At 55.1% G+C, this 19,857-nt stretch carries 19 protein-coding genes and 1 pseudogene; 7 read left to right on the forward strand and 13 right to left on the reverse strand.

Annotated features, from left to right (window positions below; translation table 11 throughout):
* Positions 1–12: 12 nt before the first annotated feature.
* Positions 13–1,461 (forward strand): NAD(P)H-hydrate dehydratase, encoded by a 1,449-nt coding sequence (locus AC1Z3F_RS08785; RefSeq protein ID WP_483565569.1) that lies wholly within the window; start codon positions 13–15, stop codon positions 1,459–1,461.
* Positions 1,462–1,563: 102 nt separating this feature from the next.
* Here AC1Z3F_RS08785 and AC1Z3F_RS08790 read toward each other — a convergent pair whose 3' ends face one another.
* Positions 1,564–2,748, reverse strand: a complete 1,185-nt coding sequence (locus AC1Z3F_RS08790; RefSeq protein WP_483565570.1) for an RsbRD N-terminal domain-containing protein — start codon at positions 2,746–2,748, stop codon at positions 1,564–1,566.
* Between the two features lie 162 nt (positions 2,749–2,910).
* On the opposite strand from AC1Z3F_RS08790, the gene AC1Z3F_RS08795 reads away from it, so the two are divergent.
* The 4 genes from AC1Z3F_RS08795 (at position 2,911) to AC1Z3F_RS08810 (ending at position 8,977) form a co-directional block, all read left to right on the forward strand.
* The gene (locus AC1Z3F_RS08795; protein WP_483565571.1) at positions 2,911–4,233 is read left to right on the forward strand and encodes an MFS transporter; all 1,323 of its coding nucleotides are present in this window, start codon (positions 2,911–2,913) and stop codon (positions 4,231–4,233) included.
* 95 nt (positions 4,234–4,328) lie between these two features.
* The gene (locus AC1Z3F_RS08800; protein WP_483565572.1) at positions 4,329–5,984 is read left to right on the forward strand and encodes a thiamine pyrophosphate-dependent enzyme; all 1,656 of its coding nucleotides are present in this window, start codon (positions 4,329–4,331) and stop codon (positions 5,982–5,984) included.
* Positions 5,981–7,654 (forward strand): amidohydrolase, encoded by a 1,674-nt coding sequence (locus AC1Z3F_RS08805; protein WP_483565573.1) that lies wholly within the window; start codon positions 5,981–5,983, stop codon positions 7,652–7,654. Before AC1Z3F_RS08800 ends, AC1Z3F_RS08805 begins: the two co-directional genes overlap by 4 nt.
* Positions 7,655–7,723: 69 nt before the next feature.
* Positions 7,724–8,977: a M20 family metallo-hydrolase gene (locus AC1Z3F_RS08810; RefSeq protein WP_483565574.1), complete on the forward strand. Its 1,254-nt coding sequence runs from the start codon at positions 7,724–7,726 to the stop codon at positions 8,975–8,977.
* A gap of 71 nt (positions 8,978–9,048) precedes the next feature.
* Here AC1Z3F_RS08810 and AC1Z3F_RS08815 read toward each other — a convergent pair whose 3' ends face one another.
* The 5 genes from AC1Z3F_RS08815 to truA all read right to left on the reverse strand — a co-directional run bounded on the left by AC1Z3F_RS08815 (position 9,049) and on the right by truA (position 14,296).
* Positions 9,049–10,386: a UDP-glucose dehydrogenase family protein gene (locus AC1Z3F_RS08815; RefSeq protein ID WP_483565575.1), complete on the reverse strand. Its 1,338-nt coding sequence runs from the start codon at positions 10,384–10,386 to the stop codon at positions 9,049–9,051.
* Between the two features lie 146 nt (positions 10,387–10,532).
* Positions 10,533–11,879, reverse strand: a complete 1,347-nt coding sequence (gene glmM / locus AC1Z3F_RS08820) for a phosphoglucosamine mutase (protein ID WP_131088762.1) — start codon at positions 11,877–11,879, stop codon at positions 10,533–10,535.
* 170 nt (positions 11,880–12,049) lie between these two features.
* Positions 12,050–12,550 (reverse strand): 30S ribosomal protein S9, encoded by a 501-nt coding sequence (rpsI, locus tag AC1Z3F_RS08825; RefSeq protein WP_131088763.1) that lies wholly within the window; start codon positions 12,548–12,550, stop codon positions 12,050–12,052.
* Positions 12,551–12,588: 38 nt separating this feature from the next.
* Positions 12,589–13,032, reverse strand: a complete 444-nt coding sequence (gene rplM / locus AC1Z3F_RS08830; RefSeq protein ID WP_131088764.1) for a 50S ribosomal protein L13 — start codon at positions 13,030–13,032, stop codon at positions 12,589–12,591.
* Between the two features lie 328 nt (positions 13,033–13,360).
* Complete coding sequence (gene truA / locus AC1Z3F_RS08835) at positions 13,361–14,296, reverse strand: tRNA pseudouridine(38-40) synthase TruA (protein WP_131088765.1); 936 nt, start codon at positions 14,294–14,296, stop codon at positions 13,361–13,363.
* A 182-nt stretch (positions 14,297–14,478) separates the two neighbouring features.
* On the opposite strand from truA, the gene AC1Z3F_RS08840 reads away from it, so the two are divergent.
* Complete coding sequence (locus AC1Z3F_RS08840; RefSeq protein WP_483565576.1) at positions 14,479–14,922, forward strand: hypothetical protein; 444 nt, start codon at positions 14,479–14,481, stop codon at positions 14,920–14,922.
* Between the two features lie 175 nt (positions 14,923–15,097).
* On the forward strand, positions 15,098–15,538 hold the full coding sequence (locus tag AC1Z3F_RS08845; protein WP_262199603.1) for a hypothetical protein: 441 nt from the start codon (positions 15,098–15,100) through the stop codon (positions 15,536–15,538).
* Positions 15,539–15,645: 107 nt separating this feature from the next.
* On the opposite strand, the pseudogene rplQ reads toward AC1Z3F_RS08845, so the two are convergent.
* From rplQ to map, 7 genes and pseudogenes are all read right to left on the reverse strand, one after another.
* Positions 15,646–16,101, reverse strand: a pseudogene (gene rplQ, locus AC1Z3F_RS08850) (50S ribosomal protein L17); the annotation flags it as partial.
* 83 nt (positions 16,102–16,184) lie between these two features.
* Positions 16,185–17,186, reverse strand: coding sequence for a DNA-directed RNA polymerase subunit alpha (locus AC1Z3F_RS08855; RefSeq protein WP_131088769.1), 1,002 nt, complete (start codon positions 17,184–17,186; stop codon positions 16,185–16,187).
* Positions 17,187–17,351: 165 nt separating this feature from the next.
* Positions 17,352–17,753: a 30S ribosomal protein S11 gene (gene rpsK, locus AC1Z3F_RS08860; protein WP_131088770.1), complete on the reverse strand. Its 402-nt coding sequence runs from the start codon at positions 17,751–17,753 to the stop codon at positions 17,352–17,354.
* Positions 17,754–17,796: 43 nt separating this feature from the next.
* On the reverse strand, positions 17,797–18,171 hold the full coding sequence (gene rpsM / locus AC1Z3F_RS08865; RefSeq protein ID WP_022874115.1) for a 30S ribosomal protein S13: 375 nt from the start codon (positions 18,169–18,171) through the stop codon (positions 17,797–17,799).
* A gap of 148 nt (positions 18,172–18,319) precedes the next feature.
* Positions 18,320–18,433 carry a 50S ribosomal protein L36 gene (gene rpmJ / locus AC1Z3F_RS08870; protein ID WP_013349661.1) on the reverse strand — a complete coding sequence of 38 codons (114 nt, stop codon included), beginning with the start codon at positions 18,431–18,433 and terminating at the stop codon, positions 18,320–18,322.
* A 98-nt stretch (positions 18,434–18,531) separates the two neighbouring features.
* A complete protein-coding gene (infA, locus tag AC1Z3F_RS08875) occupies positions 18,532–18,753 on the reverse strand; it encodes a translation initiation factor IF-1 (RefSeq protein ID WP_013349662.1) in 222 nt (73 codons plus the stop codon).
* 239 nt (positions 18,754–18,992) lie between these two features.
* A complete protein-coding gene (gene map, locus AC1Z3F_RS08880) occupies positions 18,993–19,826 on the reverse strand; it encodes a type I methionyl aminopeptidase (protein WP_483565577.1) in 834 nt (277 codons plus the stop codon).
* Positions 19,827–19,857: the final 31 nt, after the last annotated feature.

Here is a 19,857-nt window from a genome sequence, read left to right on the forward strand (position 1 = left end):
GAAGCTACTTTAATGAAGCAAGCTGCCTCGGAATTGGCTTCTTCAGCCACCAAGATGTTGGCTGAAAACCCGGGTACGGAACCCGCATATGTCGTAGGACTCATTGGTCCTGGCAATAACGGTGGAGATGGCCTTTACGCATTAGCTGAACTACAGCAGCAGAACATCTCTACATTGGCATTGCAGTATGGCGAGCAAGTACATGCTGAAGCCGTTGCCGCCTACACTCACGCTGGCGGAACACTCACTGACTTCGCTGACGGACAAAGCGAACTGGCCAATGCCTCGCTAGTCATTGATGCAATCTACGGGCTGGGATACCGCACCGGTTCCCCACTGCCAACGCTCCCAGCACGCGCACGCGTACTGGCCTGCGATGTACCTTCCGGTCTGAACCCAGAAACCGGTGAAGCAGAAGACAACGTACTACGTGCCGAACGCACCGTAACCTTTGGTGGATTGAAGTCGGGTCTGCTGACCCTTGACGCTCCACTGGTCACCGGAGAGATCTCCATAGCTGACCTTGATTTTGATTTTTCCTCCATCGCCCCGGCTACTAGCTTGGTTGATGAAGCAGCAGCTCTTGAACTGCTAGATCAGCACCGCTCGTGGCGAGACGCTGGACGACACAAATACCAGCGTGGAGTCTTGGGCCTCATTGCAGGTTCTGAGCTTTACCCGGGCGCCGCCCAGCTCACTGCCAAGGCAGCTGTTTCCTGCGGTGTGGGCATGCTTCGCACCCACGTACCTGAAGCAGTCCAGTCATTGATTGCAGTTTCTGTCCCAGAATCTGTGCCACTAGATGATGATCAGATCAAAGAAGCTTTGTCCTCTTCACGCCGTCACCTTCACGGCAAGGGCGCCAAGATTTCTGCTTGGGCCATTGGCCCTGGTCTAGATGGACGTACTCCCCCAACGGGTGCGATTGCTGAAGTCTTTGCGAGCCGTCAGCCGGCCGTCATTGACGCATCCGGTTTGGAAGTTGTTCCTACCGGGCCAAGTGAACAGCCTCGTGTACTGACCCCGCACGCTAAAGAACTACAGATGCTGCTTGGCCGCGCTGGTGTAAAGGTGACTCCGGACGAGATTTCTCAAGATCCCGTTCGCTGGACGCGCTGGGCAGCTTTGTCCTACAACGCTGTGGTGCTACTCAAGGGTCCAACCACCTACATCGTGGCTCCTAACGGTTCCAGCTTGGTCGTTTCCAATTCAGCACCTGAGCTTGCCACTGCGGGCAGCGGCGATGTTCTTACCGGCATCCTCGGCTACCTGCTTTCGGACAGCTCGCTGACCGGTACACAGGGCGCGCGCACCGTGCCTAACCGTCGCATCATGGAACTGGCAGCCTGCGCAGCCGTCATCCATGGAAACCTTGGACGAGTCACAGCTCAGGATGGAACGGTCAGCGCTTCTCGCCTGATTGAAAACTTACCAAAGGTCATGAAGAGCTTCGGGTTCTAATCAAATTTCGCTTGCAAACGGCTGGACCACTTTTGGTCCAGCCGTTGCTTGTTCCTAAGGCAAGCAGAGCGTTCGGCTGCCCTACATGTTTCTTTGACTTAGCTAGGACCACCCAACAACCAGTCGCGCAGCTTGCGCTGGGATAGTCGGGTCAATTCCCGTAAGTTCTGTGAAGCGTTTGAGTCTGTTCATCAATGTGTTGCGGTGGCAGTACAGTTGCTCTGAAGCTACGGAAACACTTCCTGTTTCAAGATACGCGGCTACGGAATCGCGCAAACGACGCCGCTCGGTCACACCGCATGTTTCCAGTGCCCGTTCAGCAACATCCAGATCTGGAGCTCCTGCTCGGTCCAGCTCAAATCGTGCCATCCGCGCCCATCCTCGCTGCCACGTCATGGCTCCTGATTCATCGGGATCAATGAGCTTTGCTAGTGATGTAGCCACGGATGCGACCTGCGGGATCCGTTCCAAAGCGCACCCTTCGCCAACAAGTCCGCAGCTGACTTGTTCCAAGCCCAAATAGAACTTGTGCAAGGCTGCGCCAGCGCGGGCACCTGCAGGGAAAAAGACGACTAGCGCATCACCCAGAGAGTAGGTGTAGATCTGGGCCTCGCCAGGATTCTTTGCCATCACGAGGCGCAGCTGTGGAATGTGATCCCACAGTGCCACCGCCACCACGTAGTCGGTGTCAACGCTCTGTCCAAGTTCTTCCGCAATACGTGTCAGCTCTGCGGACGTCAGAGTTTTCTCACTAAAAAGTGTAGCCAGATAGCTTTGGCGCATGCTCGCCGCTTCAGCTTGGATTTTGGCTAGTTCAGCAACGTAGGCACGTTGTGTTGCTCCCGCGTAACCGTCCACGACTTCCCAGACGCGGGCCGTATGTTGCACTAAAAGTTGTGCATCATCTTCATTGGCTATCGAAGTAATTGCTTCCCAGATTACTGAAAAGTCGAGTCGGATTGCAGTCATGAGCGCTTCGATAGGCACCCCGGCGCGTGCACGTGAGACACCAACGTCAACCGAGATCTTGTCCCGGTCTTTCAAAAACTCAGGTGCGTCTTCATCGGTTTCCAGCGCCAGGAGCAGGGCCTGGAATGATGCTCGTCCGGTACGTTGAATTTCGTTGGCCGGTAACGACGAGTCAACGTAGTCCGGCAGAGTTTTCAGCCTTCGCATGAACTCGTCGGTGATAGCTCCCAAGTCCACCTGGTGCAGAAGCTCACGCCAACGGTCGACAGCCCCTGATTGTTGATTTTGCGTGATTGCCGGGAAATCTGGAGTTAACATCCACTCATCTTATGTGCATTTGCACCGTTTGTGGCGTGGAACTCGTTGAAAATGGTGCAACCAGCGACGCAGTTTCCTTGCGAAGATTGTTGTTGTCCCAGTCACCAAGGCGGCGTGCAGCGATGCAACAGCCCTCCATCGGAATTACAGGCAGAGAATCCCATGAATGACACTGAAACACTCGAAGCTGGCGCAACACGTCAGATCTCGGATAAAGAGGCTACGAAGGTTGCTGTTGGCGCTCTCATTGGCACCGCCATGGAGTGGTACGACTTCTTCCTCTTCAGCGCAGCAGCCGCGTTGGTCTTCAACGTTCAATACTTCGCTAATGAAAACGCCACGGCCGCCGCACTTGCATCCTTTGCCACCTTCGGTGTGGGACTAGTTGCCCGCCCAATTGGCGGCATGGTCTTTGGCGTCATGGGCGACAAGATTGGTCGCCGTAAAACTCTGATGATCACCATCGTCGGCATTGGCATGATTACCGGCCTGATCGGTTTGCTCCCAACCTACGCCGCCATCGGCGTCCTCGCTCCGGTCCTGCTGGTCTTGCTGCGCGTAATTCAGGGACTCTTTGTCGGCGGCGAGTGGTCAGGCGCTATGACCATCGTGGTAGAAAATGCTCCGTTGCACCGTCGTGCACGCTACGCAGCTTTGCCACAGATCGGTTCACCTATTGGCACCATCCTCTCTTCGGGTGGTTTCTTCTTGATGACCATCTTCTTCTCCAAAGACAACTTTGACGCCTGGGGCTGGCGCATCCCATTCCTGGCTGCGATTCCCATGCTGCTGGTTGCTTTGTACATTCGAAGCCGCCTCGATGAATCCCCCGTGTTCAAAGAACTCATGGAAAGCGGAGAGACTGAAAAAGCGCCTATCCGCACCACACTCAAAGAATCATGGAAGCAGATCATCACAGGAATGGCTGCTGGCATGCTCGGCATCGGTGGCTTCTACCTGGTGACTGCATTTGTTGTTTGGTATGGAGTGAACGTACTGGAGTACAAGAGCTCACTCATGCTGCTCGGTGGCATCATCGCAGCCGCAGTTGAAATCCCGGTGCTCATCTTCGGCGGTCGTCTCGGCGAGCGCTTCGGAGCTTCTAAGGTCATCACCTACGGTGGCCTATTCTCAGCCATCATCGCTTGGCCAGCATTCATGATGATCGTTTCCGGCGTTGACGCTCTGGTCCTGATCGGTATGACCCTAGCTGTCGCTGCACTCTCCTTGCCTTACGCAGCATCAGGTACAGTGCTGACCGGGTTGTTCCCGGCTAAGACCCGCTACACCGGTGTTGGACTGGCCCAGAATGTGGCCGGCATGATCTCCGGATTTATCCCACTGGTAGCGACGGCCCTTGTAGCAGCAGCGTCCAGCCACTGGTGGCCAGCAGCTGCAATGTTGATCTTCTTGTCGCTGTTCACCGCGGTGGCCGGAATCATCACTCCTCGTTTGAGCGTGGATCTGCCCGGATTCAAGCACTAAATTCACGCATAAGCTCGCGGGCAAGATCCACATATTCTTGCCCGCGAGGTTGCTCATTCTTCATCGCACTCCCATGCAAAGGAACAACAATTCTCATGACTACGTCTGCCGGACACCTGATTGTCAAGACCCTCGAAGCACAGGGAGTGCGTCGTATCTATGCTGTACCCGGTGAGAGTTATTTGGATGTCCTCGACGGACTTCACGACTCCACCATCGAGACTGTGGTGACCCGACATGAAGGTGGCGCCGGCTTCATGGCGTTGGCCGAAGGACGGTTGGGCAGTGTTCCAGGAATCGCTATGGTCACGCGTGGTCCCGGAGCTGCCAACGCATTCATTGCTATTCACACCGCTTGGCAAGACGCGACCGCCATGGTTCTCTTTGTAGGCTTGATCCCACAGGCAGACCGAGGCCGGGCGTCCTTCCAAGAGTTCAGTCTTGATGGATGGTTTGCAACCACCACCAAAGGCATTTTTGTCATTGATGATGAACACCAAGCTGGTGACGTTGTGGCTCGTGCACTGCGCTTAGCGGCCACCGGACGCCCTGGCCCGGTAGTAGTGGGACTGCCAGAAGACGTACTGATCCGACTGACCGATTCCCCCGTTCCCGCGGTACTGCCACTTCCTGAATCCGCACCGTCGGCAACTGGGCTAGCCAAGTTTTCAACGATGCTCACTGAAGCCCAACGACCAGTCATCGTTGTTGGTGGCGACGGCTGGGATTCGGCCACTTCAACGGGGCTTGCCGACTTTGCCGCCGCGGCCCACGTACCGTTGATGGCTGACTGGCGCGCCTACGATGCTATCGATCACGATGCACCGGCCTACGCTGGTTGGCTCGGTTACGGACGTTCCGAGAACGCCGTATCCGCGTTGAGCAATGCTGACCTTTTGGTCTTTATTGGTTGTGCTCGCACGGACGTGCTCTCTGAGGGATACCAAGTGGCCCTAGAGACACCCAGCATCGTAGTGACCACCGACGCTGAACTCATCGGACATGCCGGACGTATTGATGCGCACCTGAGCACTTCCCCAGCAGACTTTGTCGCAGCACTGCCAGAAGCCACAACCGTACGTGGATCCCGAGGCCCGCAATGGCTAAAACAACTACGTGGTGAGCAACTAGCTTTTACCCGTTCAGGTGCCGACGGTGGTCAGGGTGTGGACCTGGGCCTTGCTTTTGAAGCCCTAGAAAAGGCGCTAGATTCCGACCGCATCCTCACCTATGGTGCAGGAAACGCTACCCTCTGGGGGCACCGCTACCTTTCGCATCATCAGCCTAAAACACTGGTTGGTCCACGCAATGGTGCCATGGGACTTTCGGTTCCAGCAGCCGTGGCGGCCAGCATCATGCATCCGGGACGCCATGTTGTTGCCATCTGTGGCGACGGAGACTTCTTCATGAATGCTCAAGAGCTCGCGGTCTCCTTTGCCCACGGTGGTACGCCATTAATTGTTGTGGTGGATAACGGCATCTTTGGCACCATCGTTGATCACCAGCAACGCAAATATCCTCAGCGACCTTCCGGCACGTCAATGGAGAATCCCAACTTTGCGCAATGGATTCAATCCTTTGGCGGACACGGTGAGCTAGTGACGTCCACAGAAGAATTCGCTCCAGCACTACAACGGGCACTGAGCAGCGGTTTGCCAGCCGTGCTTCATTTGAAAACTGACCCCACCACGATGGGCCCAGGCACTGTGGCGCACCAAGCGACGAACAACGCTCAGGAGTCAATCGCATGAAACTCGACTTGCTCATCCGTGCATCAAATATTCTGACTCTTGACGAGGACTACCCTGTTGCCCAAGAAATGGGAATCATTTCAGGACGCATCGTCGGCTTTGATGCTGACCTCGCAGGCTGCACCGCCACCGAAGTTCAGGACTTTGGCGATAAGACCATCACCCCAGGATTCATTGACGCTCACTGCCACACCACATGGTGGGGTCTTGGACTCGGAGCGCTAGATCTCTCCGGTGCCCGTGGGCTTGAAGAACTTTATGCCTTACTCGAAGCTGAGACTCAACGGCTTGCAGACTATCCAGACCTTTGGCTGAACGGTACAGGCTTCAATCACAAGCACCATGATGGACAGTTCCCCGATATTCGTCGCCTGGATGAGATCACCGGAGAACGTCCCCTTTACCTTCGCCACATCTCAGGGCATGCTTCCATCACCAATACTGCAACCCTGCGTCTTGCTGGCGCTTTGGACCCCGGCTTCACTGACCCCGTGGGTGGATCCGTGGTGCGAGATTCTCAGGGTCAGCCCACCGGCCTAGTAGAAGAAGAAGCTCAAGGTCTGGTTCAAAAGATGCTGCTCCCCTATTCTGTGGAACAAATTGTTGGTGCCTTAGACTCGGCCACCAGCCGCTATGCCGCCGAGGGTATTACTTCCTTCACCGAAGCCGGCGTAGGTGGCGGTTGGATTGGCCACTCCCCAGTAGAGATCACCGCCTACCAACAGGCTCTAGCCGCCGGGAAGCTACACGCCCGAGCCCAACTGATGCCAACACTTGATGCGTTACGCGTACAAGAGTCTCACTCTAGTGATGCTCACGGCACCGGCACGGGGCTGGGACTGGATCTAGGAATCGGCGCAGGTTTTGGCAATGAGTATTTGTCGCTGGGACCCATCAAGGTCTTCATGGATGGTTCACTTCTTGGCGCTACCGCGGCGGTGACCGAAGAATACTGCGGACACAACCACAACAGCGGGTACTTGCTGGATGATGCGCAGAGCTACCGTGAGAGAGTCTCGGCTGCCTACCGTTCCGGTTGGCCGGTAGCCCTACACTCCATTGGGGATGCAGCCATTGACCTATCTTTGGAAATCATCGGTGAGCTACAGGAAAAGTACGGTCGTAACGCACTACCTAATCGCATCGAGCACTTTGGGATCGCACGTCCCGACCAGGTAGCGACGGTAGCTAAGCACGGGATTGCCGTGACCCCGCAAGCGTCCTTTATTGAACCGCTTGGTGATCAGTTCGCCAAGCTCGTTGGCCCGGAACGTGAAGGATGGCTCTACCGTGGCCAGTCCCTGCTAGATGCCGGTGTCCTCGTTGCCGGTAGCTCGGATTTGCCCGTGGCAGATAACAACGTTCGCCGCGCTCTTGCCTCAGCGGTGAATCGGCGGACCGAAAAGGGAAAGATCCTCGGTGGCCTCGAAGAGTGCCTTTCGCCCCTGGAAGCGCTGAAGCTCTACACCGTCAATGCGGCCAAAGCCACCGGCCAGTTCACAAACCGCGGCTCACTTGCCCGAGGCAAGCTCGCTGACTTTGTAGTGCTCTCCGATACCCCACTACAAGCCCAAGCACTTGAATCCCTAGAAATACTAGCCACCTATGTAGGCGGCGTATCAACTTACAGCAACGCACAAGCTGAACTTCCAGCCGGCGCCACTAACTAACTCACAACGCAATTACCAGGAGCGAGAATGAACACTCTAGAGAACTCATTTCTGAATGATTTTAGGTCCATGAGCCAAAACGGTGCGACCCCCGGCGGTGGCGTTGACCGTCAGGCAGCCACGTTAGCCGATGGTCAAAACCGTAACTGGTTCCGCGGACTAGTAGAGGGCCATGGCTTCTCGGTGCACTACGACGCAGTGGGCAACCAATACTCATTGCTGGAACTCGTGCCCGGTGCTCCGTGGATTGCTGTCGGTTCACACCTTGATTCCCAGCCATTGGGAGGTCGCTTTGATGGTGCTTACGGTGTATTGGCCGGAGCCCATGCCGCCATCCGGGTACAGCAGCAATTTGCCGAAAGTTCCCACAACGAGAGTGAGCCCAAGTTCAACATTGTGGTGATCAACTGGTTCAACGAAGAAGGTAGCCGCTTCAAACCATCCATGATGGGAAGCTCGGTCTACACCGGAAAAATCCCAGTGGATCAGGTTCTAGTAACCACAGATCCAACAGGTGTGACGGTACAAGAAGCTCTTGAATCCATCGGCACCATTGGCGACTTTGAATTATCAGTTGCTGCTTACGTAGAAATCCATATTGAGCAAGGCCGTTCTATGGAAGATACGGGCCTGAGCATTGGGCTCGTTGAATCCACATGGGGCGCCAACAAGTATGAATTCATTGTTCATGGCGATCAGGCACATACCGGCGCAACGTTCATTGCTGACCGTCAGGATGCACTATTGGGTGCTTCGGCGTTAGTTGTTGCAGCCCGAGAAATTGCTCTTGAACATTCCACAGATGAACACATGGTGATCACCTCTTGCGGTGAGTTTAGTGTCTTCCCCAACTCCCCTGTAGTAGTGGCAAGTCGGGTGAACCTGCTGGTTGATATCCGCTCAACGGATCCAGACGTATTGGCCGCCGCCGATGCAGACTTGCACGCCCGCGTGGCAAAGATTGAACAGATGGCCAACGTTCGCATCGAACGTGGTGCTGAACATGTCTGGGCAGCTAAAGCCTATGACCAAGCGGGTTTGGACCTGGCAGCACAATCAGCCAAAGCTCTGGGCCTGAGCTACGGAGTGGTCCGTACGCTAGCTGGTCACGACTCCACGAACATGAAGGATATTGTCCCAACCATCATGTTGTTTGTTCCGAGCGTTGAAGGGATCAGCCACAACGAACGCGAGCTGACCAAGGATGAAGATATGTTGGCCGGTGTTGATCTGCTGACTGAGGTCCTCACGCGAGTAGTTCGTGGTGACTTTGTTTCTCCAGATAAGGCCGCAAGCTCGTTGGCTTCGGCAACCGCCAACTGATATTTCCGGCACATAGCAAACTGGTCCGTCACCTCACTCGGTGACGGACCAGTTTCTTTAGCTAGCTTGGGCTACTTGTCGCCCAGTTCAAAGTACTCACCAGGACCGGTCATAACCCAGCCCTGCTCACGCCAGGCCTGACGGTCCAAGACGTTGCGTCCATCAATGAGCATCTTGGAAGCTACTACTTCCCCAAGCTCATTTGGATCCAAGTCGCGGAATTCCTGCCACTCGGTCAGCACCAGAGTCAGATCAGCGTTGTGTGCTGCTTCCTGGTGAGAGTCAACGTATTTCAGACGCGGGAAGCGACCAGCTGCGTTGGCATTGCCCTCTGGGTCATAAACTGAGACTTCTGCGCCAGCGTTGTACAGGCGTACGGCAATATCCAATGCTGGTGAGTCACGTACGTCATCACTGTTGGGTTTGAACGTCACGCCCAGCACACATATGTGCTTGCCCGCCACATTGTTGCCCAGCATGTGCGAAGCCAACGAAACAACACGATCTCTACGGCGTAAGTTGATCTGATCAACTTCAGACAAGAATCCCATGGTCTGATTCAGACCCAGCTCGCTCACGCGCGCCTGAAGGGCCCGAATGTCCTTCGGTAGACATCCACCGCCAAAGCCCACTCCGGCGTTCAGGAAACGGCGCCCAATGCGCTTGTCATGGCCAATCGCGTCAGCCAGCGTCTTGATATCACCGCCAACAGTTTCAGTTACCTCAGCGAAAGCATTGATAAACGAAATCTTGGTCGCCAAGAAAGCATTAGCCGCGACCTTGACCAGCTCAGCGGTCTCAAGATCAGTGACAATCTCTGGAACATCCAATGCCAAGACCGGTGCATAGACTTCACGCAGTAGCTCAAGACCGCGTTCTTCTACTAGGCCATAGACCAAACGGTCTGGATGCAGAGTGTCATTAACTGCAAAGCCTTCACGCAAGAATTCTGGGTTCCATGCAAGGGCAATGGAACTACCCGCCTTGGCGTTCTGTGCAATCTTTTCGCTCAACCGGCGAGCCGTGCCCACAGGCACGGTGGACTTGCCAACAATCAATGCATCACCGGTGATGTGTTTGAGCAAGGAGTCGACAGCACCGTCAACATAAGACATATCGGCAGACTGCGAGTCTTTGCGCTGTGGGGTTCCCACGGTAATGAAATGAATATCTGCATTGGCGGCTACGTCAGCGTAGTCGTCAGTGAAGCGCAGGCGACCGGAGGCTACGTGCTTACGCAATAGCTCAGGCAGGCCAGGTTCGTGGAACGGCAGGATGCCAGCGGCCAAGGCCTGTAGCTTTGCTTTGTCTACATCGACGCCAATGACTTCATAGCCCAATTCAGCCATGCAGGCGGCATGGGTTGCACCGAGGTAGCCGGTGCCGATCACGCTGATGCGTAGAGTCACGAAAGTCCTTCTCTCCGAGAACACAAACCGATGTCAGTTTCTACTAGTTAGCATGCCACACCCCCGTAGCGTGTTCTTACTTGGAACGCAGTACGGGGGTGTGAGTTTTCTTGATATTTACGGGTAAGTTGCCCAGTGGCTACTACCTAAAGCGAAAGATGTTCCTTCACCGAGGAGGCCAGGGTCTCGGCTTCAGCCTGTGCCTGATCATGGGTGGCAGCTTCAACCATCACGCGAACCACTGGTTCGGTACCCGACGGGCGAAGCAGCACTCGTCCGGTGGAGCCCAGACGAGCTTCGGTAGCAGCGATGTCTCGTAGCAGCGGCTCGCATTCTGGAGCGGCAGCCTTATCCACGCCACGGACGTTGATCAGCACCTGTGGCAGAACGGTGAGTACCGAAGCAAGTTCCTTCAGGGACTTACCGGTAGCTTTCACACGTGCTGCAATCATCAGGCCGGTGAGCACACCGTCACCGGTGGTTGCGTGCTTGGAGAAAATCACGTGGCCTGACTGCTCGCCACCAAGCGAGTAGTTTCCTTCGTGCATTCCTTCAAGAACGTAACGGTCTCCGACGCCGGTCTGCTTCAGGGTGATCCCCGCAGCTTCCATAGCCAACTTCAAACCGAGGTTGCTCATCACGGTAGCTACAAGGGTGTTGTCCTTGAGCTCGCCGCGGTCCTTCATGTCCAGTGCCATGACTGCCATGATCTGATCCCCGTCAACGACGGTACCTTCATGGTCCACGGCCAAGCAACGGTCAGCATCCCCATCATGGGCAATGCCGAGGTCTGCACCGTTTTCCAGCACAGCAGCCTGTAGCTTCTCCAGGTGAGTGGAGCCGTAACCATCATTAATGTTGATGCCATCTGGATCCGCACCAATAACAATAACTTCAGCGCCAGCGGCCTTGAAGACTTCTGGGGAGCAACCTGATGCTGCACCGTGGGCGCAGTCTAGGACAACCTTCAAACCGTCTAAGCGGTTTGGCAGGGCCTGCAACAGGTGCATGATGTAACGATCTTCAGCGTCAGCAAAACGTGCAACACGTCCTACTTCCCCAGCCGTTGGGCGAGGCTTAGGCATCTTCAAGCAAGCTTCAATGGCATCTTCTAGAGAGTCATCGAGCTTCTTGCCGCCACGAGCCAAGAACTTAATACCGTTATCCGGAGCCGCGTTGTGCGAGGCAGAAATCATGACACCAAAATCAGCGTCTAGATCTCCCACCAAGAAAGCCGCAGCTGGCGTCGGCAGAGTGCCTGCGTCCATCACGTCCACGCCTGAGGCGGCCAAGCCGGCCTCAATAGCTGCGGACAGGAAGTCACCGCTGATACGTGGGTCCTTGGCAACCACAGCAACAGGCTTACGCCCGTCCTCTGACTGACTCAAGCCCAGCACCACGGAGGCTGCCTGCGCCAATTCCAGCGCTAACTCGGGAGTTAACAGTTCGTTTGCTTTTCCTCGGACCCCATCGGTCCCAAATAACCTTGCCATCGTTTCTAATCATAAGCCCTCTACTTCGATTTAACCTTGTTGTCACTACGGCAAGACGCAGCGGTGAGGAAAATTTATGATCACTTAGTGGATTACATCGGTTAAAGGCCAAAGGCCCCAACATCCTTTGCAGGATATTGGAGCCTTTGGAAAAGACCTTGAAGTAAGGTTTAGCGCTTCGAGAACTGCGAAGCCTTACGTGCCTTCTTAAGACCAGCCTTCTTACGCTCGATGACGCGTGCGTCACGAGTCAAGTAGCCAGCCTTCTTCAGGGTTGCGCGGTTTGCATCGCGATCGATCTCGTTCAACGAGCGAGCGATACCCAAACGCAGTGCACCGGCCTGGCCGGAAATTCCGCCACCGTTGATACGAGCGATAACGTCGTAAGCACCCTCAAGACCAAGGATCTTGAAAGGCTCGTTGACGTCCTGCTGGTGCAGCTTGTTAGGGAAGAAGTTCTCCAGGGTGCGACCGTTTACGGTCCACTTGCCGGAACCTGGTACCAGGCGAACGCGAGCAATAGCCTGCTTGCGACGGCCAACTGCTGCACCTGGAACGGTCAATGGAGCACGCTCGGTGTCAGCAACTGCTGCGGAAGCAGAGGTCTCAGTGGTGTAGGTCGAAGGGGTTTCGCCTTCAAATTCAGTGGTTTCTTCAGTGTTCTGAGCCACGATAATCTCCTATTAAGTATTTCTTCTCGGGGCCAGGACTACTGAGCGACCTGGGTGATTTCCAGGGCCTTTGGCGACTGAGCAGCGTGTGGGTGCTCGGCGCCACGGTAGACCTTGAGCTTGGACATCTGAACGTCAGCAAGCTTGTTCTTAGGGATCATGCCCTTGATGGCCTTCTCAACAGCCAGAACTGGGTTCTTCTCCAGCAGATCTGCATAGTTGATGCTCTTCAAGCCACCTGGGAAACCGGAGTGGCGGTAAGCGCGCTTGTTCTCAAGCTTCTTACCGGTCAGTGCAACCTTTTCTGCATTGATGATGATGACATGGTCGCCCATGTCCATGTGTGCAGCATAGGTTGGCTTGTGCTTGCCGCGCAGCAAGGTTGCGGCCTGGACGGCGAGACGGCCAAGTACTACATCGGTGGCGTCAATGACAAACCACTGACGAGTCTGGTCAGCCGGCTTTGGGGTGTACGTACGCACAGTAATTGCCTTACGTTGATTCGTTTCTGGTCAAACAGTCGCTTGTTGGCTGAAGGCGGTGAGATCCCCCAGTGACAGGCACTGTCGTGTTGTTCTTGTGTTTAGACCAGTACGCCAGGTGAGGACTGATGATAACCGGCCGTCCATATAGTGTTCGCACACCCAGCAGACCAGCGACTATGCAACTAAGCCGTCACGCTTGGGCGTGTAGTGTCGAACGTGGACATACACAACTCATAAAAGTTTAGCGGATTAAAGTGTCTTCGACCAAAAAAGCATCTCGGTCGTGAGCAACAACACCCTTAAGTTCTCGGGGTTTAGCGCCCGCTCAGTCATCTTTAGCGGCGTTGCCTAGTTCTTCTGCGGTGCGTCGAGCACGCGTTAGTAATGCCCGCGCTGCCAGCTCTTCCGCTTCTGGGTAGTAGACCTCTTCAAGGACCAGCGCGCGCGGGTGGGAAAGTCTGGTTCTAGAGTCGCGAACCATCATCTCCAACCTAGCGGCCAGGAACCCTGGCTGCTCGCGACCGTCCCCCACCATCATGGCTGCGCCAATCAGCGCGCGCACCATGTTGTGGCAGAAAGCGTCTGCCTTCAGGTGGGCAAGGATCAATCCGTCTTCACCACGGGTAAAGGTGAACTCCTGCAATGTACGAATGGTTGTCGCATGCGGACGTGGCTTACAGAACGTCAAGAAGTCATGGCGGCCCAGTACCGATTGAGCTTCGCGGTTCATCAAATCAATGTCTAGCTTTTCGCGGTGCCAGGTGGTCAGGTGACGCGTCAGTGGATCCCAGCGGTCCTGCCCGTCGGCAATGCGGTAGGAGTAGCGGCGGGCCAGAGCCGAGAAGCGTGCGTCAAAACCCTCGGGTGCTCGCGTAGCTTTGTGGACCCACACGGCACCGTCTTGGCGGCCAAGAATACCGTTGACCCGACGCAGCAGCGCGGGCTCAGGTGCCAGTTCGGAAGCGCGTGGCAACCCGTCATACTCTTCTTGAGTTAAGTCGAAGTGCACTACCTGACGTCGCGCATGGACCCCGGCGTCGGTCCGTCCGGCAACAACCACACGGATGCGACGCCGAATCATCATTTCCAAGGCTTCTTCAACCAGCTGCTGGACACCGGTCACGTTGGGCTGTCGTGCCCAACCGTTATAGGCGGCACCGTCATAGCTGAGCTCCATCTGCATGCGAATCCATGCTGGTGCTTGCGTAGTTCCTAGTGCGGTAGTTCCCAGCGGATCAATGATGTCAGACTGCGTGCTCATGATTTCCATTATGCGTAAAGATCGGTGCAACCGGCGAATCAAGTGCCCCGCTTCACGCTGTTATCCACAGCCGGCAAAACGAAATCTTTCTTCAGTTGTAGCCTGAGTGCATTCCGCGGCCCGGACATAGAAGTATCCATCATCAAGATATCCATTGCACCGTCACAACCGAAGGACTGAGCATGTTCAACAAAGCCGCTATTACTATGACCGCGTTAGCCGTAACGTCCACGCTCGTTCTGACCGCGTGCAGTTCGACAAAGTTATCAACCGTCGAATCTTGTGCACTGATCGATGAATTGGCGGTTGAACATTCCATCAAAGAAAAGTGGGAGATGGCCTACATCGCCATACTGGCAGAAAATACAGAACCTGTAGTGGACGCCCTCGAAGCCGCCAGCATTGTCTATCGAGAGGTTTCTGAGCAGACTGGCGATAGGGGTTTGCGTACTGCGCTAAATACGAGCGTTGAGAACTATCAAGAGTTCATTGAAATCATCAAGGGCCGCTCCCCCAACGAACCAACATTTGATGCAGAAGTTGAGGAATTGACCGACGAGATGGATGACGGGCATGTCGAATATATCCGCCGTTCCTGCCCTGGCTCGATTGTGGATCCGGACTAGTTCGTTCCCTCGCCACTTACTGCCTATGGCTTTGAGCCGTAATCCAGACTGCGCACCAGGCCATAATCCCGAGCCAAAGAAACCTTGGAATACTTCGCTTGTGTAGGCTTAAAGCATTGTCGGTAGTCCTTGTTTAAAGCACTGGCCGGCACATCATCACTACACAAGGAAATACATGATCAAGAAGGTTGCTGCAGCGACCGCAGTCCTAAGCCTGACTGCCACCGTTTTGGTTGGTTGCGCTTCGGGAAAGCTGAATACCCAAGATACGTGTGACTACGTCAATGAACAGGTTGCGATCAAGCAACTGCTGCAAAAGTCTGAGGACGTCAGTGAAGATCTCATAGCTGGTGATATGAAGGGCTACTCCTTGGTCATCGATGAGTATTCAGGCATCCTCACTGATGCGGCCGAAAAGACCAAAGACAAGAAGCTTGCCAAGGCACTGCACGCCACAGCTGAACAGAGCAACCAGGTCTCTGCGGTAATGGCTGAAGGCACCAGTAGCAATGTGGCTCAGACCGATCAAAAGCTCACGGCCTTAGAAGACCAGGACACCAGCGAGGAAACAGAATACTTGGGCATCAAGTGCCCTGAACTTGAATCCTTCAGCTAAGCAAATTCTCGTTAAACTAGAAAATTCCCGTTGGATCCTTGCGGATTCAACGGGAATTTTCTTTATCACCCCTAGGGGTGAATGAGCTTTAGCTCGAAGAAGACTTACGCCTCTTCGGTTGCCTCTGCCTCAGGTGCAGCCTTCTCGGTAGCCTTGGTGGCTTCCTTGACGACGGCCTGCTTTGGCGAAACTGGCTCCATCACTAGCTCGATAACTGCCATAGGAGCGTTGTCGCCCTTGCGGTTACCAATCTTGGTGATGCGGGTGTAGCCACCCTCGCGGTTTGCCATTGCTGGTGCGATGTTCTCGAAAAGCTCGTGAACGATCGACTTGTTGGTGCGCGAACGCGAAGCGATGACGCCCTGGACGCGGCGACGCGATGCCAGGTCTCCGCGCTTTGCGAAGGTGATCAAACGCTCTGCGTGTGGACGCAGACGCTTGGCACGGGTAAGGGTGGTGGTGATCTTCTTGTTCTCGAAGAGCTGTGCCGACATGTTAGCGAAAATCAATCGCTCATGTGCTGCACTGCCGCCGAGACGCGGACCCTTTGTAGGGGTAGGCATTGTGGTTCTCCTAGATGAATAACCCGTCCTGCACGAAACTTATCGTGTAAGCGGATGAAGTAGTGTGTCGCTAGACGGAAGTCTTACAGACCTTCGTCGTAATCGTCGCCATCTTCGATGGCGCTACGAGCGGCCAGATCAAAGCCTGGAGGGGAATCCTTCAGGGCCAGACCCAGTTCAACCAGCTTGGCCTTGACTTCGTCAATGGACTTCGCACCGAAGTTACGGATGTCCATCAAGTCTGCCTCGGAGCGAGTTACGAGTTCACCCACAGAGTGGATGCCCTCACGCTTCAAGCAGTTGTACGAACGAACGGTCAGTTCCAGATCCTCGATCGGCAGTGCCATGTCAGCAGCCATAGCTGCGTCCGTAGGCGATGGGCCGATTTCGATACCTTCAGCTGCAGTGTTCAGTTCGCGGAACAAACCGAACAGTTCAACCAGGGTGGTACCTGCGGATGCAACTGCATCGCGCGGGGTGATCGATTCCTTGGTCTCAACGTCAACGATCAAACGATCGAAGTCGGTGCGCTGCTCAACACGGGTAGCTTCCACGCGGAAAGTTACCTTTAGAACTGGGGAGTAGATCGAATCCACAGGGATTCGGCCAATCTCGCCGTCAATGTTCTTGTTCTGAGCTGCTGACACATAGCCACGGCCACGCTCAATGGTCAGTTCCATATCGAACTTGCCATTGGCATTCAAGGTTGCGATGTGCAGATCAGGGTTGTGGAACTCCACACCAGCTGGTGGGGTGATGTCCGCTGCAGTAACGATGCCTGGGCCCTGCTTGCGCAGGTAGGCAACGACTGGCTCGTCGTGCTCAGAAGAGACCGAGAGGTTCTTGATGTTCAAGATCAGTTCGGTGACATCTTCTTTGACACCGGCTACGGTGGTGAACTCGTGCAGTACTCCGTCAATACGAACACTGGTAACAGAAGCACCAGGGATCGAGGAGAGCAGGGTACGGCGAAGCGAGTTACCAAGGGTGTAACCAAAGCCTGGCTCTAGTGGTTCAATGACGAACCGGGAGCGATTATCGGCAACTACTTCTTCGGTCAGGGTTGGGCGCTGCGTAATGAGCACTTACATTTCCTTTCAGCGAGCGTCCGCTATATGACGCCTCACGGGGGTGGAAACGACGGTAGCCAAAGGTGGCCGTTCGTCTTTTGCAGGCATATGAGTCCAAGATAGTCACCGGAGCACTTGAAAATGCTTCGGTGACTTCTTAGGCCTAGCCTAGCGAATCAATTAGACGCGGCGACGCTTTGATGGGCGGCAACCGTTGTGAGCGCTTGGGGAAACATCCTGGATGGATCCAACCTCAAGGCCAGCAGCCTGCAGCGAACGGATCGCGGTTTCGCGTCCCGAGCCTGGGCCCTTGACGAAAACGTCAACCTTGCGCATGCCGTGCTCCTGAGCGCGCTTTGCAGCAGCTTCAGCAGCCATCTGGGCAGCGTATGGGGTCGACTTACGCGAACCCTTCATGCCTACCTCGCCGGCCGAAGCCCACGAGATAACAGCACCGGACGGATCGGTAATCGATACGATGGTGTTGTTGAAGGTGCTCTTGATATGCGCCTGTCCCTGCGCAATATTCTTTTTGTCCTTGCGACGCGGCTTACGTACCGCTCCACGAGTCTTTGGGGGCATTTCTTCTCCTACGAAAAAAGTATTTGAGTTAGATCGCTAAGATTTAGCGAGTCTTCTTCTTACCTGCGACGGTACGCTTCGGGCCCTTACGGGTACGTGCGTTGGTCTTGGTGCGCTGGCCGCGGACCGGCAGGCCCTTACGGTGACGAATACCTTCGTAGGATCCGATCTCAACCTTACGGCGAATGTCAGCCTGAACCTCACGGCGCAGGTCACCTTCAACCTTGTAAGTGCCTTCGACGAAGTCGCGCAGCTGCACGAGCTGGTCATCGGTGAGATCCTTAACGCGAGTGTCCGGGTTGATCCCGGTCGCCGCGATGGTCTCTTCTGCACGGGTCTTGCCCACGCCGTAGATGTAAGTCAGCGCGATAATTACGCGCTTCTCGCGTGGAATGTCCACGCCTGCTAAACGAGCCAAGTGGCTACCTTTCAACGAACGGAGGTCTGGAGCAGTACCATCCACGATTACTCGTGGCCCCGGCCTCCGAACCCGGGGGTACACCAGGACATAAGTCCTAGCTGATACTGCCTAATTGACTACGCGTGGGAATCCCGTAAAAACGGAATTAGCCCTGACGCTGCTTGTGGCGTGGGTTCTCGCAGATCACCATGACCACGCCGTTACGACGGATCACCTTGCACTTGTCGCAGATCGGCTTCACGCTAGGGTTAACCTTCAAGGCTTTGTCCTTTTGCGGTTGCAGTTAAATGTGGAGCAGTAAAAAGCTTGTCCAAGAACAATCATCAGTTTTCAATGAGAAAGTTTTTGGTCTGCGGTTTACTTGTAGCGGTAAACGATACGACCTCGGTTGAGATCGTATGGGCTCATTTCAACCTGCACTCGGTCCTCTGGGAGGATTCGAATGTAGTGCTGACGCATCTTACCCGAGATAGTGGCGAGCACTACGTGTCCATTCGGCAGCTCCACGCGGAACATCGCGTTCGGCAGTGCCTCTGAGACGGTGCCCTCTACCTGGATGACGCCTTCCTTCTTGCCCATTTTCCCCGCTAACTTTTTTTGTTGGTGATTTTTCGCCAACAAGTAATTGGTTCTGGCTCCTGATCGGTGATTCCCAAACAAAGAATTTTGGGCACACTTAAATCACGAACCAACAGTCAACGATACGCTATTGTGCCGATGAGTGCCAATCGTTCTCTGACTTAAAAAATGTTAGATCCAGCACGCGACCGCTGGGTCACGTGCTGGATCTATTAATGCTGATGGTTCTTAGTGCTTCATTAGCCCTTGATAGGCGATGGGGTCACACCGAAGGGAGCCAGTCCAGCTTCTCCCCCATCATGAGCCGAGAGCACCCAGATGCCACCCATGTGGAAGGCTACGGTGTGCTCCCACTGCGAAGCGTTGGACTTGTCGTTGGTGACTACGGTCCAGTCATCTTCTAGGACCGAGGTTTCGATCTTGCCACGAACCAGCATTGGTTCAATGGCCAGTGCCATACCTGGCTTGATGCGTGGACCACGGTGACCGGAGTTGTAGTTCAGCACATCCGGGGCCATGTGCATGGCTGAGCCGATGCCGTGACCGCAGTAGTCTTCCAGGATGCCTAGCTCGGCCCCTGGCTGGCTGGTCACAAAGTCATCAATGGCTTCACCGATCTGTCCGATGAAGCGTGCGTTGGCAGCGGCCGCGATGCCGGCCCACATGGCCTGCTCGGTGATGTCGCTCAGGCGCTGATCGGCTGGGTCAATGTTCTTGCCGACGAGCACGGTGCGAGCCGAGTCCGAATGCCAGCCATCAACAATGGCGCCGCCATCAATCTTGAGCACGTCACCATCTTTGAGTTCATAGTTTGATGGGAAGCCGTGGACCACTTCGTGGTTGACCGAGGCGCAGATGTTCGCTGGGAAGCCGTGGTAGCCCAAGAAGTTGCTGGTGGCGTTGTTGCGTTCCAGCACCTTGCCGAAGAGTTGGTTGATCGCTTCGGTGGTGATACCGGGGCGAGCCATCGCAACGGCTTCGTCCAACGCTTCTGCCAGAACCAGTCCGGCCTGACGCATCTTCAGGATTTCAGAGTTGGATTTGTACTCGATACGAGGCTGTCCGAAAGCCAATATCATTCCCCTAGCTGGATATGTTGCTTCT

The sequence above is a fragment of the Glutamicibacter sp. MOO4 genome (genome assembly GCF_056934395.1).